Origin of the sequence: Amycolatopsis sp. WAC 01416 (assembly GCF_003947485.1) — a bacterium.
Lineage (GTDB): Bacteria > Actinomycetota > Actinomycetes > Mycobacteriales > Pseudonocardiaceae > Amycolatopsis.
This window is the reverse complement of sequence record NZ_QHHX01000007.1, coordinates 190,435-206,376: the sequence shown is the minus strand read 5'-3', so window position 1 is coordinate 206,376 and position 15,942 is coordinate 190,435. Positions and strand designations below refer to the sequence as shown.

General features: G+C 66.9%; 17 protein-coding genes. 9 read left to right on the top strand and 8 right to left on the bottom strand.

Annotated elements, in window-relative coordinates; genetic code table 11:
• The first annotated feature begins 230 nt into the window (after positions 1–230).
• Positions 231–992, top strand: coding sequence for a hypothetical protein (locus DL990_RS24775; RefSeq protein ID WP_233620556.1), 762 nt, complete (start codon positions 231–233; stop codon positions 990–992).
• Positions 993–1,045: 53 nt separating this feature from the next.
• Entirely contained in the window at positions 1,046–1,894 is an 849-nt protein-coding gene (locus DL990_RS24770) for a hypothetical protein (protein ID WP_125800046.1), read from the top strand.
• An 877-nt stretch (positions 1,895–2,771) separates the two neighbouring features.
• On the opposite strand, the gene DL990_RS42320 is transcribed toward DL990_RS24770, so the two are convergent.
• The 3 genes from DL990_RS42320 to DL990_RS24755 all read right to left on the bottom strand — a co-directional run bounded on the left by DL990_RS42320 (position 2,772) and on the right by DL990_RS24755 (position 5,799).
• Positions 2,772–4,097, bottom strand: coding sequence for a hypothetical protein (locus DL990_RS42320; RefSeq protein ID WP_125789121.1), 1,326 nt, complete (start codon positions 4,095–4,097; stop codon positions 2,772–2,774).
• Positions 4,098–4,313: 216 nt separating this feature from the next.
• Positions 4,314–5,225: a universal stress protein gene (locus DL990_RS24760; protein ID WP_125789120.1), complete on the bottom strand. Its 912-nt coding sequence runs from the start codon at positions 5,223–5,225 to the stop codon at positions 4,314–4,316.
• Positions 5,226–5,316: 91 nt separating this feature from the next.
• Positions 5,317–5,799, bottom strand: coding sequence for a DUF5994 family protein (locus DL990_RS24755; RefSeq protein ID WP_125789119.1), 483 nt, complete (start codon positions 5,797–5,799; stop codon positions 5,317–5,319).
• Between the two features lie 498 nt (positions 5,800–6,297).
• Between DL990_RS24755 and DL990_RS24750 the strand changes: the two genes are divergently transcribed.
• From DL990_RS24750 to DL990_RS24735, 4 genes are all read left to right on the top strand, one after another.
• Positions 6,298–6,744 (top strand): STAS domain-containing protein, encoded by a 447-nt coding sequence (locus tag DL990_RS24750; protein ID WP_233599231.1) that lies wholly within the window; start codon positions 6,298–6,300, stop codon positions 6,742–6,744.
• A gap of 287 nt (positions 6,745–7,031) precedes the next feature.
• Positions 7,032–8,321, top strand: a complete 1,290-nt coding sequence (locus tag DL990_RS24745; protein WP_125789118.1) for a hypothetical protein — start codon at positions 7,032–7,034, stop codon at positions 8,319–8,321.
• Between the two features lie 129 nt (positions 8,322–8,450).
• A complete protein-coding gene (locus tag DL990_RS24740; protein ID WP_125789117.1) occupies positions 8,451–8,870 on the top strand; it encodes an Lsr2 family protein in 420 nt (139 codons plus the stop codon).
• Positions 8,871–9,043: 173 nt separating this feature from the next.
• The gene (locus DL990_RS24735; protein WP_125800045.1) at positions 9,044–10,051 is read left to right on the top strand and encodes an RNA polymerase subunit sigma-70; all 1,008 of its coding nucleotides are present in this window, start codon (positions 9,044–9,046) and stop codon (positions 10,049–10,051) included.
• A 15-nt stretch (positions 10,052–10,066) separates the two neighbouring features.
• Here the strand turns inward: DL990_RS24735 and DL990_RS24730 are convergent, their stop codons facing one another.
• Positions 10,067–10,651, bottom strand: coding sequence for a dihydrofolate reductase family protein (locus tag DL990_RS24730; RefSeq protein ID WP_125789115.1), 585 nt, complete (start codon positions 10,649–10,651; stop codon positions 10,067–10,069).
• A gap of 160 nt (positions 10,652–10,811) precedes the next feature.
• On the opposite strand from DL990_RS24730, the gene DL990_RS24725 reads away from it, so the two are divergent.
• Genes DL990_RS24725 through DL990_RS41920 form a run of 3 tightly spaced genes read left to right on the top strand, consistent with a single transcriptional unit; the run spans position 10,812 to position 12,619 of the window.
• The gene (locus DL990_RS24725; protein ID WP_125800044.1) at positions 10,812–11,636 is read left to right on the top strand and encodes an MBL fold metallo-hydrolase; all 825 of its coding nucleotides are present in this window, start codon (positions 10,812–10,814) and stop codon (positions 11,634–11,636) included.
• Between the two features lie 40 nt (positions 11,637–11,676).
• Entirely contained in the window at positions 11,677–12,258 is a 582-nt protein-coding gene (locus DL990_RS24720; RefSeq protein ID WP_125789114.1) for a dihydrofolate reductase family protein, read from the top strand.
• A 13-nt stretch (positions 12,259–12,271) separates the two neighbouring features.
• Entirely contained in the window at positions 12,272–12,619 is a 348-nt protein-coding gene (locus DL990_RS41920; protein WP_233620555.1) for a hypothetical protein, read from the top strand.
• A 133-nt stretch (positions 12,620–12,752) separates the two neighbouring features.
• Here DL990_RS41920 and DL990_RS24710 read toward each other — a convergent pair whose 3' ends face one another.
• From DL990_RS24710 to DL990_RS24695, 4 genes are all read right to left on the bottom strand, one after another.
• Positions 12,753–13,055 carry a hypothetical protein gene (locus tag DL990_RS24710; protein ID WP_125789112.1) on the bottom strand — a complete coding sequence of 101 codons (303 nt, stop codon included), beginning with the start codon at positions 13,053–13,055 and terminating at the stop codon, positions 12,753–12,755.
• 129 nt (positions 13,056–13,184) lie between these two features.
• Positions 13,185–13,874: a Crp/Fnr family transcriptional regulator gene (locus tag DL990_RS24705; RefSeq protein ID WP_125789111.1), complete on the bottom strand. Its 690-nt coding sequence runs from the start codon at positions 13,872–13,874 to the stop codon at positions 13,185–13,187.
• 75 nt (positions 13,875–13,949) lie between these two features.
• The gene (locus DL990_RS24700) at positions 13,950–15,152 is read right to left on the bottom strand and encodes a hypothetical protein (protein ID WP_125800043.1); all 1,203 of its coding nucleotides are present in this window, start codon (positions 15,150–15,152) and stop codon (positions 13,950–13,952) included.
• A complete protein-coding gene (locus DL990_RS24695) occupies positions 15,149–15,790 on the bottom strand; it encodes a hypothetical protein (RefSeq protein WP_125789109.1) in 642 nt (213 codons plus the stop codon). The genes DL990_RS24700 and DL990_RS24695 overlap by 4 nt, the downstream gene beginning before the upstream one ends.
• Positions 15,791–15,942: the final 152 nt, after the last annotated feature.

The window sequence follows — 15,942 nt, the reverse complement described above, 5'->3', positions numbered from 1 at the left end:
AATCGCACGGTTTCCGTATCACGACGCCCGGGCGTACCCACCACGCTCGCTCGGAAACCTTTTTACGCCTAAGTTCCACTGAACCGTCCGCGATAATGCCGACCTGTCTATTCACGACCGTTCAGTGTAGGGTCCAGGCTGGTTGTTCATCGACCGCCGGTGACCGCTTTCAGCGGGACGTTTGAGCTTCTTGCTCCTCCACCATCGGTCTCGGATCCAAGAAAGTCGAAATGCGACACAATCGCACGTTTTCCACCCTTGCCGGCGCCTTGGTTCTGGTTGCCGGATCGGCTGTTCTCCTCCCCGCCTCGGCTCAGGCCCGTGCGGAATCCGTTCCCTGCGACGAGGCGGCGCTGGTCTCCGCGGTCGACGCGGCCAACGCGGCCGGTGGCGGCACCGTGACCTTGACCCCCGGGTGTACTTACACCCTCACCTCCGCCCATGGTGACGACGGCGTCCACGGTCCGGCCGGCCTGCCGGTCATCACCACGCCCATCACCTTCGAGGGCAACGCCAACACCATCACCCGTGCGCCGGCGGCGGCCGCTTTCCGCATCGGCCAGGTGGCACCCACCGGCGGCATCACGCTCAAAGCGGTCACCATCAGCAATGGCCATGCGGCTGCCGCGGGCACTGACGACGGCGGCGGCATCCTCAGTTTCGGCGCGGTGACCCTCACCGGTGGCGCGTTGTCCGGCAACACCGCCAACGGCCGAGGTGGCGCCTTGTACAGCACCGGGACCCCGTCTGCGGCGACGTTCACCAGCAGCACGGTCAACGGCAACACCGCGGGCCAGGGCGGCGGAATCGCCAGTGTGAACGGCACGCTCACGCTCACCAGCAGTGTAGTCGGCACCAACGCCGCGACGGTGAATCCCGGCGGGATCTACTACGTGGCGGGTTCGGCGACGCTGAACACCTCCACGGTGACCGCCAACACCGCGACCAACTGCACCGGCAGTCCCTCTCCCGTTCCCGGATGCGTCGGATGACCGCCGTTTCGTTCTTGAACCCCAGCGGAATCGTCTCCAGGAAAGAAGATGTGATGCGAAGAAACCGCGGTATTCTGCGGGCCGTCGTCGGCGCGACCATCCTGAGCGGGAGCATGCTCGCGCTGGCTCCCCTCGCGCAGGCGACGACCATTCCCGTGGCGTGCGGCGAGAACGCCCTCGTCGACGCCATCAACCTCGCCAACTCCACGGTCGACAGCGACACCCTGACGCTGGCAGGCGGCTGCACCTACACACTGACCGCGCCGCACGGCGGACTCGCCAACGGGCTGCCGGTCATCACCACACCGATCGAACTGCTCGGCCCGGCGACCATCACGCGCACCGCGCTGCTCCCCTTCCGGATCGCCGAAGTCGGCCCGACCGGCAACCTCACCCTGACCACCTCGGTCGCCTTCACCAACGGCAGCGTGGTCGGCAACGGAGGCGGCATCCTCAACCGCGGCGCCGTGACGCTCACCCGCAGCAGCCTGAGCGGCAACTACGCCACCCTCGCCGGCGGCGGCCTCGCCAACGCCGACACCCCGTCCGGCACGGCACCCGCCGCGTCGTTCACCCGAAGCAATGTTCTCGGGAACACCGCGCTCCTTCAGGGAGGCGGCATCTACAACGGTCTCCGCGGCACGCTGACCACCACCGGCGTCTCCGGAACCCCGATGCTCGTCAGCGGCAACAGCGGCGCGCAAGGAGGCGGTATCGCCGCGGTCGACTCGACCGCGACGACCATCACCCAGACCGCCGTGACCGCGAACCACGCTCTGCTCACCGCGGGCGGCGTCTACCGGATCAACGGCACCATGACCACCGACAACGCGCCCATCACCGCCAACACCCCCAACAACTGCGTCGGAAGCACCCCTGCCGTGCCCAACTGCACCGGCTGATCGAACGGCGCCGTCCCACGGCAAGCCCCAGCGGACTCCCCCGCTGGGGCTTGTCACGTGAAAGCCTTCGGTGCCACCGTGTTCAACGACGCCCCCATGAGCTGGTGTCGATGCCGTCCGCCCACAGGCGACGACACAGAGGTATCGGCGTTGCGCAACTGCACCCAGCCATCACCTGACAGACGGACCTCACAGTCCAATGCGAGGTATTGAGGGGTAAGGCAAAGGTCTCGCGGGTGGCGGGGATTCGCTCGCGGCCGTGGTGCACCCAGGTGTCGCGAAAGCCACTTTCGGGACCTCAGGCGTCGCGAAAGTGGCTTTCGCGACACATCGCGACCATGGGTTCCGCGAAGGCACCGGAGTAGCGAAGGCGCCCTTCTTCGCTACCGCACCCCTGCCCCGACGTTGCGAAAGCCACTTTCGCAACGTTGAACGTTGCCAAAGTGGCTTTCGCAACCTGCCACCTTTGCCCTACCCCTCAAGAGAGCCTCAGCGAACACGCCGCGTATTCATCGAAATCGACATGCCCGCCAGGCGGCACTGTCCACAACGAAGCTCCTGACGCCACGGGTTCGGGTACGACCCGCCACGGTCTGGAGCGGTGACGGCACAGCCACGGTGAGACCGAGACAGGTGGCCGTCAGCACTTACCGTCGCGTTCACCGGCTCAGGACGCGACCGAGCATCGATGTCACACAGTTGCTTTCTCCGCGTAGAACCGCCACCTTTCCTTACATGGCAAGGGTGATTGTCGGTTGTGACGCGCGGAGCTGTCCACTTCGGACTGCTGTTTCCCGGCATTGTCGAATGCGGCGGCACGATCTCCTGCTGCTACCGGAAATCGTGCCGCCGCACGTCGATACCGCGAGCCTGATGGTCAGCAGGTGCAGATGCCGCCGTTGTTGATTCCGGCGACGCCGCTACCGCCCGCGAGGCCGCTGGTACCGGCCGGGGTGGCGATGGTGTCCGCCCCGTCGTTGATGGTTCCGGAGTTCCCGAGACCGCCGGCACCCGCGGCACCGCCGATGCCACCAGGACCGCCGGGGCCACTGCAGCCCGTGCCGCCGTTACCGCCGCCGGCGCCGTTGCCGCCCTTGCCGCCGGTCGCGGTGATGATGTCGACACCGGTTCCGCCCGTCAGAGTGCCCGAACTTCCGATCCCGCCGGCACCTCCCGCGCCGCCGACACCGCCGGCACCGCCAGGCTGGACGGCGGCGAGACCGTTGCCGCCCTTGCCGCCGACGCCACCGTTGCCGCCGAGCCCGCCGTTGGCCTTCAGCGTGTCGATACCGGCACCGCCGGTGATGGTCCCGGAATTCCCGGTACCACCCGCGCCCCCGGCACCACCGACGCCACCGGCGCCGCCGCCGTGACCGCAACCGCCGACGCCACCGGCCGCTCCCGTACCACCGGCACCACCGTTGGCGGTGACCGTGTCGAGACCGGGATCGCCGAGATCGCCGGTGAAGGTTCCGGAGTTCCCGACGCCACCGGCCGCGCCCGCGCCACCGATACCTCCGGCGCCCGCGCCACCGGCAACGAGACCACTGTTGCCACCCGGACCGCCGAGACCGCCGTTGCCGCCCCTGCCCGCGGTGAAGGTCGCGGTGTCGCTGCCCGCGCCACCGGTGACGTTCCCGGCGTTGCCGGCACCACCGATCCCGCCGACGCCGCCGTTGCCACCGGCACCGCCCGCGCCGCTGGCGAATCCCGTCCCGCCCTGGCCGCCGTTTCCTCCGGCACCACCGGCACCACCGGTGACGGTGATGCTGTCGGTACCGGCGCCGCCGTCGATGACACCGGTGCTCCCCACACCGGCACCGCCGACGTTGCCCGCGCCGCCGTTGCCACCCGCGTCGCCCGCGGGAGTACCCGCGGTGCCGTCGGCTCCCGGCGGGCCGTTGGTGCCCGCGGCACCGGCGACGCCGGTGACCTTGATCGTGTCGTTACCGGCAAGACCGTTCACGGTGCCGTTCACGGCACCGCCGGTGACGGTGATGATGTTGTTCCCCGCGGTGCCGTCCAGCACCTGACCGGCGGGAATCCCGGCGGTGCAGGTGAAGTTGGCGCCGCTTTGGGTACACCCCGGAGGGAGCGCCCACGCCTGCGAGGGCACCAGAAGAGCGAAACCTGCCGCCGTGCCCACACCGATCAGTGCCCGGCCGGCCCGGCCTGCCGTGCTGATACGTGCTGTCGATCTCATGATCAACCTTCCACCTGTGAAAGGGATCCGGGACTGCTGCCACGGACCTGCGAGGTGGTGTGATGACCGGGGGTCTGGGGTCACTGCCCGGTGCCGCATACCTGAGGGCACCGGATCGACCAACACCCTCGACCTGACCGACCATTCGCTCTTTCACCGGGCCTGGCAAGGCAAACGGTGGTCGGTCACCCGTACGTGGCAGGTCTCCCGCCGACTTCACAGTTCCGCGTTGAGGTGATCTCCCCGGATGACGGCGACGGGACACTCGGCGTGGGCGATCAGCGCCTGACTGGTCGACCCGAGGAGCATGCCCTCGAATCCACCGCGGCCCCGGCTGCCGACGACGAGAAGCCGTGCGCCCGCACCGATTTCGAGCAACGCGCGGACAGGCCTTCCCTTGCGGACGACGATTTCGACCGGAACGTCCGGACACTTCTCCCGCCAAGGAGCCACCTGCTCCTCGGTCGATTTCCGGTCGGCGGCCTCGATCTCGGCCGGATCGACGGCGAGGAACTGAGGCCGGATCGCGCCGTGGTCGACCAGTTCCGACCAGGTCCGCACGACCGTCAGGCGAGCGTTCCACAGCTTCGCTTCGTCGAACGCGAACCCGAGGGCCGCCTCGCTGATCGGCGAACCGTCCGTGCCCACGACGACCGGCCCCGCTTCCGGTGCGGCATCGTCCGGTCGCCGACCTCGGGCCACGACGACCGGGCAATGGCCGTGATGGGCGAGCGCGACCGCGGTGGAGCCCACCAGCATCCCGGTGAAACCGCCGAGTCCTCGTGACCCGAGCACGACCGCCGTCGCCCTCGCCGACTCCTGGATCAGGGCGGCCGCCGGGTGCCACTCGCGGACCGCGGTCTCGACGACGAGATCAGCATGCCTGGCGAACACTGCTTCCTTCACCTCGAGAATCCATGCTCGACCGCGGCTCTCGAAACCCTCACGGACCCCGTCGAAAGAGGGGATCACGCCCGGCATCTTCACGACCGGGATCGTGAACACGTGGACGAGCCGCAAGGGCAGCCCACGTTTCGCGGCCTCGTCCGCCGCCCAGAGCGCGGCGGTCCTCGCGGACCGTGACCCGTCGACCCCAGCGACGATGGACCTCTCTGTGCCAACCGGCATTTTCACTCCTCATGCTCTGTCTAGCCGAGTTCTCGCTTCCCTCGCTGTCCAAGGGCTCGTTCGACGATGGGCCTGCCTTCGCAGGCTCGGGTCAATCGCCACGACCACCTTCGGATTCCCAACGGGCGAGGGCGTTCTCCGGGACCGGCCGCGCGCCGAACTCGTCAAGGAGCGCCTCCGGACCGGCCACGTTGTTCTGCCCGGAGGCCGCCATCAGCACTCCCTCGGCAGCAGCCGCGTCCGCCTCCGGCGGGACGACCAGCAACGTGAGCCGCTGCATGTTCCCGCCGGTCACGTGCACGATGTGAACGTTCTGGGAGCCGATTCCCTCCAGCTTGACCAGCCGCCCGTGCCAGATCAGCTCACGGACCGTGACCGCCCAGGCCGACGGCGGGAACGCCACCCGCCACACCGGGCCGATCCGGCCGTCGAGCGACGCGGCGAGCTCGGGCACCTCGACCGTCAAGTCACGCGACCGCGGCCACCAGGCACCATCGACGCGACCGCTCTCCGAGTTGCGAGGCTTGATCCTCAACCGTTCAGCGGCGTCCAGGATGAGAGGGTCGGCATGCATATTCGGCTCCGGTCTCCGGCCACGAAGACCGGAATCGATGAAGAACCGAAGGTGACATCGGTCGTTCTCCGACGCGCGAAATACTCTCGGTACTTTTATTGTACAGAGGAAATCCCGTCGCAAACCGGCGATAATTCACCCGCTCCGGGTTCAGCACGGAAATCGGCGCAGGAAAACAGACATCGTCCATTGAGGACAGTGACCGTTCCGCCGGTTCCGGACGGCCGATACCGTCAGCGTAACCCCTGAACGAGGCGTTTTACCCGAATATGCGGTAGAATCCCGACGCCAGCGCCGGAGTGCCCAGACACCGCCCTCACGACGACCGCCCATCAACGGTCGCATCTGTCCCTTGGCCCCGTGCGCCTGCCTCTTCCCGTGCGGCGAGCTTCAGCGACGGCCGGCCAGTCTGGAGCCCGGATCGTGAAGATCATTACGCTCGACCTACGACGGTCGCGTCGCCCGCGACCGGATCGCACGACACTCGGTGCGCCCCCGGTGACCAGGACAGGCCTCGGCGTGGTTCGCGCGGTCATCGAGGTCCCCACCGGCGGACACGAGCCTCCGGCACGCCGTTCTTCCCCCTTGGCCGTGACGATGGAGCAACTCGGCCGGACCCTGGTACTCGTCGTGGACGGCGACCTGGACCTGCACACCGCGCCCACGGCACGCCGAGCGATCGAGGCGGCGTTGAACCGACGGCCGCGACGGTTGATCGTGGACTTGAGTCTCGTCCGGTTCCTGAACTCCGCCGGGTTGGAGGTCCTGCTGGCCGCCCACCGGCAAGCCGCCCCGCACACCGACTTCCGGCTGGTCGCCACCACGCGCGCCGTCTTCCGGCCACTGCAGATCACCGGGCTGCACGAAGAACTGACCGTCCACGGCTCACGCTCAGCAGCCATCGCCACACCGGCAGGGACCGACGACGGCTCTCCATCCGGGTAACTTCGAGGCCGTCCACAAACCCGGTCGGCCCCACCTGGAGACAGGTGAAAGAGAGGAAAGACTCGGCCGGAAGACGAAACTTCCGTCACGCTCCGATGAAGATCTGCCTCCAGGCGGCCGCCGGCGTGACCGCGCGCTGAACGAGGCACGCCGGATCAAGGCCGCTTTTCGCCAACCGCGCCTGCCAATACACCAGGTCAGGACGTAGCATGGTGGCAGGCGGCAGGCGTGACACTGTCCACGGCGCCGGTCCTGGCAAGCTCCCTGCCGCTGCTCGCGGCAGTCGAGTGATCAACGCTGCCTTCCCTTCTCGGTTCTCCTCGCATGCCACAGCCGGTTCTGACCGGTCCGACTCACTCCACAGGAGATCCTCCATCAGCGTCCCAGTCGTTCTGCCGCATGCCGTCAGCGCTCCTCGTTCTCTCACCGATGTATACGGTCCGGGCATCGCCGTTTGCGCGCGCCCCGAACTGGCCGCGGCCGAACCCGTGAACAGGCACCGCCACACCCGCGACGTGGTCTCCGCGCGACCGATCGCCGTCGCGGCCGACATGCCGGTGATCTGCAGCGCCGGTGGCACGGACCCGGATTTGCTGGCACACCTGCGTGACAGCGGCCTGCCTGTCGGCACGGATTTGCGCGAGTTCCGAAATGAAAGGGAATTCGCCGCCCGCGTGACCGAGGCGATATCCGATGGCCTGCTGATGTCGATGGAGTACCCGCAGCCGACCGCGCTGTGCCCGGACGAACGCGCGCTCAAAAGCGCGCAACTCGTCGGCTATTTGAACAACAAAGCCAGCATCACCACATTGGTCGATCCACGTTTCCAAGCGCACCGGAGCGTCGTGACCCGCGGGCAACTCGCGGAGGCGGCACCGGCGGAGAAGTCGTGGGTGCTCAAGGCCGCGACCAACGACGCGCACGGCGGCAGCCTTGATGTCTATCTGCACCAGGCCCACGAGCAGATCACGCTGCCGGCGTTCACCGACGTGCTCAACGAGTTCGTCGTCGAGGAGTACTTGCAGATCCTGCGTAACTGGGGCCTGCAGTTCTATGTGGCAGCGGACGCGCGGGCTCGCCTGCTGGCTGTGACGGAACAACGCGTCGACGCGATCGGGGTCTATGCCGGCGGCCGATTCGGCGCGGTCACCACTCCTCCCGCCGAACTGCTCGCCGAATGCCTGGCGATCACCCAGCGCGCGGCCGATGTCGGCTACCGCGGCCTGTGCAGCCTCGACTGCGCCGAAACCCGGGACGGCCAGCAGGTCGTGCTCGACCTGAACTTCCGGATCACCAGTGGCTCGATCCCGTTGCTGGCGATGCAGTCCGTCCGCCCCGACGCCCTCGACCTCCCCGCCGAATCCGTGAAGCTGACCGTCGCCGGCCCACTCACCGACCTGCTCGCCGGGATACGCCCGGCGTTGGCCGCCGGTGGCCTGCTCATCGTGGCCGGTCATGACACCGGTCACACGGACAGTCCGCGCCGGCAAAGCACCTTGCAACTGCTGGTCCTCGGGGACGACCCCGACGAGGTGACCGCTCGACGCCGTACGCTGGAATCGAAAATCGGCAAGTAAGGCTCAGTCGTGCGACCGGCGGGCGTCGTCCGGGCGTCCCGCCGATCACGCGACGCCCCCTACGCCTAGGCTCATTGGCACTGCGCCAATCCGAGATGGCGTGGCATGACCTAGCGGAAGGCACTTTCGATGGCACAAAAGGTATCCGTCCAGATCGTCGACGACATCGACGGTGGCGAAGCCACCCAGACCGTGCCCTTCGCGCTCGACGGCGTCACCTACGAGATCGATCTCTCCGATGACAACGCCGGCGCCCTGCGCGAAGAGCTCGAGCGCTTCATCGACGCCAGCAGGCGAGTCGGCGGGCGCAAGGTGAAGGTCGCAACCGGACAGTCCACCGTGGCCGGTGGCGCGGCGAAGCCCACCGACCGCGAACGCAACCAGCAGGTCCGCGCCTGGGCGTCGGCCAACGGTTACGCGATCGCCGAGCGCGGTCGCATTCCCAACGAGATCTACGAAGCGTTCGACAACGCCGAGTCGGCCCCCGCCGAACCGGTCGCCGAAGAGGCTCCCGTCAAGCGCAAGCGTGCACCTCGCAAGAAGTCCTGAATCGCCGATCGCGCCCTTGACGTCCTTTCCCCGATAGACCGGACAGGACCTCAAGGGCGCGTCGCGGGAATTGCCGCGCCGCGCGCTATTCGGGGCTCTTCCACCGATCAGAAATCCTCCGCCACGTCGTCAGTTCTGGTGACCCCCTCGCACCGGTGGAAGGATTGACGACCATGACCGACGCCGGCCCGCTGGGCGCTGACGAGGCCACGTTCATCGCGCTGGCCCGCTCAGGCGATACCGCGCGGTTCGCGCTCATCACCGAACGCCACCGGCGTGAGCTGCAGGTGCACTGCTACCGGATGCTCGCGAACTACGACGACGCCCAGGACATGACGCAGGAGACGTTCCTGCGAGCGTGGAACAAGCGGAAGTCGTTCAAGGGCCACGCCGCACTGCGGACCTGGCTGTACCGGATCGCGACGAACGCCTGCCTCGACTTCCTTCAGAAGCGCAATGACCGCACACCCGTGCCGTCCGGGCTGTCGGACTCCGGCTCCGAGGTGCCGCGCCTGCAGCCGTACCCCGACCGGATGCTCCCCGAGGACCCGCAGGAATCGGTGGTGTCGCGGGAGACGATCGAGCTGGCGTTCATCGTCGCCGTCCAGCATCTGCCGCCGCGGCAGCGGGCGGTGTTCATCCTGCGCGACGTCCTCGGCTGGCCCGCGTCGAAGGTCGCCGACGCCCTCGAGCTGACCGTCGCATCGGTGACCAGCGCACTGCAGCGAGCCCGCGTGACGATGCGCGAGCAGCTGCCCGACCGTCGCCTCGACTGGAGGAGCCCCGCCCCTCACGAGCTGTCGCATGACGAGCGCGGCGTGGTGAAGGCGTACATCGACGCCCATGAGCGCAACGACCTCGACGGGCTGATGTCCCTGCTGCGCGACGACCTGCGCTTCGCGATGCTGCCCGAGCTGGGCCCCGTGACCATGACGGCCAAGGACGCGGTGGACGGCTGGGTCTCCGGTGGGCTCTTCGAGCGCGGCCGTGACGACTGGCGCGGTATCGGCACGACGGTCAACCGCATGCCGGCCGCCGCGCTGTACCTCCGCGCCCCCGAAGACACGGAGTACCGGCTGTTCGCCATCGCGGTGCTGCGCATCGTCGACGGGAAGATCGCCGAGCTCACCGGCTTCGACGCCACCGGCAAACCATGGCTGGACCCGCTCCCGGCACTGTGATCGAACCCGGCCCCATCAGTGCCTCGTCTCGTATCGGGTCAGCACCACGCCGCCGGGAAACGTCCGCGTCTCCACCAGGGTCAGCTTCACCCAGCTGTCCAACGCGGTGAAGAACGGCGTGCCTCCGCCCACCAAGACCGGCACGGTGACCAGCAGGTACTCGTCGATCAGCCCGGCCCGCATGGCCGCCCCGGCGAGCGTCGCGCCGCCGATGTCCATCGGGCCGCCGTCCTCGGCCATGAGCCGGGTGATCCCGGTGACCGCGTCGCCGGTGACCAGGCGGGTGTTCCAATCGACCTTGTCGATCGTCGAGGAGAACACCGCCTTCGGCATGTCCCGCCAGCGGCGGGCGAACTCGATCTCCGCCGGTGTGGCGCCGGGCTGCCGGTCGGCGGTCGGCCAGTGGGAACTCATCGCCTCCCACAACTTGCGCCCGTACAGCGCCAGTCCCGTCGCCGCCACCCGGTCGGACCACCACTGGAACAGCTCGTCGCTCGGCGACGAGTCCGGTCCCTCACCCCCGCTCCAGCCGAGGTCGTCGCCGGGCGCGGCGATGTAGCCGTCCAGGGTCACATTCATGCCGAAGGTCAGTTTCCGCATGGCGTCAGCCTCCTGTGAGTCGATCTCACACGTATAGACGAACGCGGCGCGAAAACCTGATCGGTGCGTGTCGCCTGTCGGGGCGCAGTCCGTCGACTCGGACGCAAGGCGGGAGACTACGAATGAACGACATCAAGCCGCAGGCCGCGGAAGGAGCCTCATGCTGACCCAGGTTGCCGAGGGAGTGCTGGTCCATCAGAGCGAGTTGCTTCGGAACAACACCGTTGTCGTGCGGGGCAATGGCGGCGTGCTGCTCATCGACCCCGGGATAACGGGCGATGAGATGACCTGTCTCGCGAACGACCTTCGGGAGTTGGGCGAGCCCGTCGTGGCGGGATTCTCGACCCATCCTGATTGGGATCACGTGCTGTGGCACGCTGATCTTGGCGACGTGCCTCGTTTCGGTACAGCCCGTTGTGCGGCTCATATGCGAGATGTGCGGTCGAAGGCGGATTGGAAGGCCCGCGCCGCCGAGGGGTTGCCGCCGGAAATCGCCGAGGTGACACCGCTGGACCTGTACGGTCTCATCACGGGTCTGCCCGCCGAGACCGCGCGGATTCCTTGGGATGGTCCTGAAGTCCGGATCATCGAGCATCCGGCGCATGCCCCGGGCCACGCGGCACTGTTGATCGAAGAACGCGGCGTTCTCGTCGCCGGCGACATGCTCTCGGATGTCTTCATTCCGATGCTCGACGACGTGCACGACACCAATGACCCGATCGAGGAGTACCTCGTCGGGCTGCGGCTGCTCGAAGGTGTGGCAGACGACGTCGAGGTCGTCGTCCCCGGGCATGGTTCCGTCGGCAGAGGTGATCGGGTACGCGCGAGGATGCGCCAGGATCGGGCGTACGTGCACGCCCTGCGTGACGGCCGTGACCCCGATGACCCGCGAATCGGCCCGGCGGCCGAGCCCGGCTGGGAATGGGTGAGCGACATCCACGAAGGACAACGCCGACGCTTCGCCGGGAGAACCGAACGCGGCTGACGAACGTCCCGCTGCCGCAACCAAGCCGAGGAGCCTACGGATGAACGACACCGAACCGCAGACCGCGGCGGGAAAGGTGCTCTGGCACTTCACGATGTCGCTGGACGGCTTCGTGGCGGGCCCGGACCACGCGATGGACTGGATGACCGGGACGAACCGCCCGGGCCTGGAAGGCGAATACGTCACGACCACGGGCGCCGTGCTGGGAGGTCGAGACGGCTGGGACATGGCCGCCGCGAGTGGTGGCCGCCCGTACGGCGGCGACTGGGACGGGCCGATCTTCGTGCTCACCCACCACCCCGAAGACGCGGCACCCGCCGAGGGAGTCACCTTCCTCGACTGTGACCCCGCGGAGGCGGTACGGCTCGGACTCGAAGCCGCCGGCGGCAAGAACCTCGAAGTGTTGTCCCCGACCATCGGCGCTCAGCTACTCGACCTGGGACTGATCGACGAGATCGACCTGCACATCGCACCGGTCCTGCTCGGCGAGGGCATCCGGCTCTACCACAACCCGGGCCGCGCGCCCATTCACCTGCACCAGGTCGGTGACGGCGACCCCAGCTCGGAAGTCAACGTGCGGTACCGGCCTGCCGGCACGGCGAAGGGGCCCGATCGAAGCTAGGCACGGGTTGCCGATGACGAACCGGGAGACGCCGGTTGAGCTTCTCGGGACGCCGGAGCGTCAGCACCGCCACGTCCCGGACGACGTCGACACCGAGGAGTCCCCGTCGTGCGCCGAAGTCGCAGGTCACGCTGGGTTCGTCAGCGGCGCGGGTCTTCTCAGCCTGTTCGGGCTCACCGACGAGGAGATCGTCACCCGGCTCACCGCGGACCTTCTTTGCCGACGTTGTGCCGACACCTCGGCCCCGTTCACCTCGCCGGCGACTATCGGCTCGATAGGCCCTCACTCACCCGACGTGGCCTCGTCGGGTGGGCGGGCAGCGAAGCAGGTCCTGGCCGGCCTGTCCCGCCCGATGCGCTGACGAAACACCGACCACCACGAACTTCGTCGTGGCCGTGGTAGCGCCTTGGCCCGTATCCCCGCCACACGATGTCAGGACGACAAGGAATGTCAGGAGCATCGCGCCGGTCGTGAGATTCGAAGGTCTTCCCACGTCAGCGCGCGATCGCGAGGCAGTAGACGGCGTCGTCCGGCTCGTGTTTCAGCTGGATCCCGTATTTGTCGTCCTCGGGGCAACTCTCCTCGTAGCCTCCGACGTGGGTGATCTTGTAGATCGGGTCGCCGAGGTTGTCCATCACGTTCCCACTCGTGGGGCATTCCGCCGGCTTGATGTCGGTGCCGCCGACGCCGACAGTGGTACGGACGCACTCGCCGACCTTGTGCTTACCGCCGAATACCCCGCACCCACCCGCGACCACCGCGATGATCACGGCGCAGGCCGTCAAACGCCAGAGCATGATTTCTCCTTCGCTGCCCAGTCCGTTCTGGACATATGTGATACTCGACCGGATCGTGTCGAGGTAACCATTGAAGGCGCTTCATCGGCTTGTGCATGTGCGTCACATGTGGCAGACCGGCCCTCTTTGTTATCGACTGGTCCGAGCGCGTAACTCGTCGACGTCCTTGATAGTGATCACACCACGGTCGGTCGTGATGACTTTATCTTCTCGAAGTGTTTTGAGGGCGCGCACCACCGATTCTCGCGACAACCCCAATGACTCACCCAACGCGGCCTGGGATCCGATGGCGAACCTGAGCCGATCACTGTAGGCCGGATCGAAATCATCGACATAACGCAACAGCATTTCGACGATCTTCGTGAAAGCATCGTCGTTCTGGCCGACGATGTTCCGATCCGACTCGCGCAGGCGCTCGGACACTACGGCGCAAAGGACGCGGAGCACGCGGGGACGTTGTGCCAGGTAGCGGTCGAACGCGCTGCCGTCGATGATGAGCGCGCGCACCGGTGTCTCCGCTTGGACTGTCGCAGACCTCACTTCGCGATCCAGCACAGCCTGTTCGCCCACAATGTCTCCGGCGAACCGTGGCGCGATGGGCGTTTTCCCGTCAGCTGCCAACAGCCGGACTCGTCCGCTGTGAAGCACAGCGACCCAATTGTCCGGATCGCCGGCCCGGATCAGCGTGGCGCCGACTTCATATCGGCGCAGGACGGCCTTGGAGACCAGGGCTTCACGTTCGGCATCGTCGAGCCTTCGCCAGAAACTGCCGACGCGGTGCCCGGAGGTCACGATGGCCAACTGCGAAATCGCTGTCACGCTCGTGTCTCGTTCCGTCCGGCTTGCGAGGTCGCTGACTACATCGTCGTCGCAGGGCTAAACGTAACGAGGTGATCAGAACCTGCTGAGTCGGTAGATCGGCGCGCCGTCGGAACCGTATATCGTTGCCTGATCAGGCGAGTCGAACGTGATTTTATAACTGGCTTGATTGGGTTTCTGGGTAACTTGAAAAGTGTAGCGTCCATTGACGTCGGGCTGACTCGAAATACGGCAGGTCATCTGGCCGCCGATGTCAAGGACCCTACCTTGGTGGTAGTAGAATCCTTCGCAGCTTCCTCCATTTCCGCTGTACACCTTTGTTCCCGTGTCGTCCGATGATCGCCAGCTGCCAACGAGAATGCCGGGATCGCGCAGCGGTTGACCGGCGTCCGGTGAGGACGAGTTGTTGTCCGGCATGGCCGCGCCTCCGTCGTCCGCGCTGAGCAACGCGTAACCAACCCAGCCGACACCGAGGAGGAGCAAGAGCAGGATCAGGATGGCGGCGCGCGGGTGGCGGCGTACTTGTTCTACGAACGTCTGGTTGTTGATGAGGTCGCGGCCGACCTTGGCGCCGGCCACCTTGTCGCCGATGTGTTGGTCTCTGCCGGAGACGTTCGAGTCAGTGATGGTCACGTTCCCGCCGACGGCGTTCTGCGCGTCCGATCGCTGGGGGCCGCGTTGCCGCGCCGCCACATCACGTGCGGCGGCGTCGTCGCCGGGAATCGACAGCCATGCCGTGGCTGTGACGTCCTTTACGTGCACCACCGTGCAATGGAAGGCATTGGGGTCGATTTGGTCGTAACCGTGGCGGACGGTCGCCTGGTACAGCACGTCCGAGACTAGGACGGCACACCTTCGGTCGGTGGTGGACAACGCTTCGCGAAGTACGTCGGAGTCCACGAGCCGAAAGGCATGGTTCACGTCCGAGCCGACGAAACCGTTCTCATCCTGATGCACCTCGCCTGCCTGGACCGCCACCCGTACTTGGCAAGCCCAGCCAGAAGAGAGCCTCTCCGCCGATTCCACGCGATGCGCGAACTCTGCGAGGACGGGCCCGAGCAGCACCGCTCTCGGAGTCTCGGTCGGCACGATCACCAGCACGCCGTCACCACGATCTTCGTGCGCGCACAGCTTCCAGTCGACCCCTCCCGCGGTGAACGCGTCCGCGAGCAAGCCGTAGAGCTGTCGCCGAGCGGCGATCTGGTCGGGGTTCCTCAGTTTGCTGAACGATCGCAGGTCCACGACCACGATCGTGGCGGGAAACGGATACTCGCTCATTTCTTGCACCCCGTGGTCGTTCCGAGGAAGGCGCCGCACTGGTGGGCGTTCAGCACAGCCGTCATGACCACACCGCCATTGTTGACAGCCAGGAGATAGGCGCCAGGGTCGATCTCCCACCGCTTGCCGTCCCAGCGCATGGGGAGTACACCGACCTTGGCGCCGCGGTGTGACACGTTCACCTGCGCGGCGTTGTTCGAGCCGGCGACTCCGCCGATCACCACATCGTTGATCTCGGCACGCATCTCCGGGTTCCGGGTGAAGGCGGAAGCGATGACGTCCCGGCAGGTGTCTCCGGACTTCGCGGATGCCAGCACGCACCAGTCAGCGGCGTTGAGATCGATCTCCGCCTGTCTGATCGCGCTCACCGTGTTGAGTGCGCCGTCGAGCCCTTCCTGATACACCACGTCGGTGGGTGACGAGCCGAGTTCCTGACTGACGATGTACCCACCACCACCCACCAGTGCCAGGGCGAGGACGCCGAGTCCGAACCGGACCTTCGTGTTCGTGACCTTGTCGCGGCCGACTTTGTCGCCACCGACGGTGTCACCGATGTGTTGATCCCGGCCGGCGAAGTTGGAGCCCTTCACCGAGAAGTCGCCACCCACGGTGAAGGGGCGGTCGTCCTTGTCGCTCATGCAGCTCCAGTCCCTCAGGTTCGCGGTCGAGCGCGATTGAACCGAAGAACGCGGAGCGAAGCGACTTCTTGTGCGTCACGGTACGCACAACCGCCCGATCACTCCGCCACCACAAAACCGCCTCCAGACTAAGGACCGGGAGCCCCACTCAC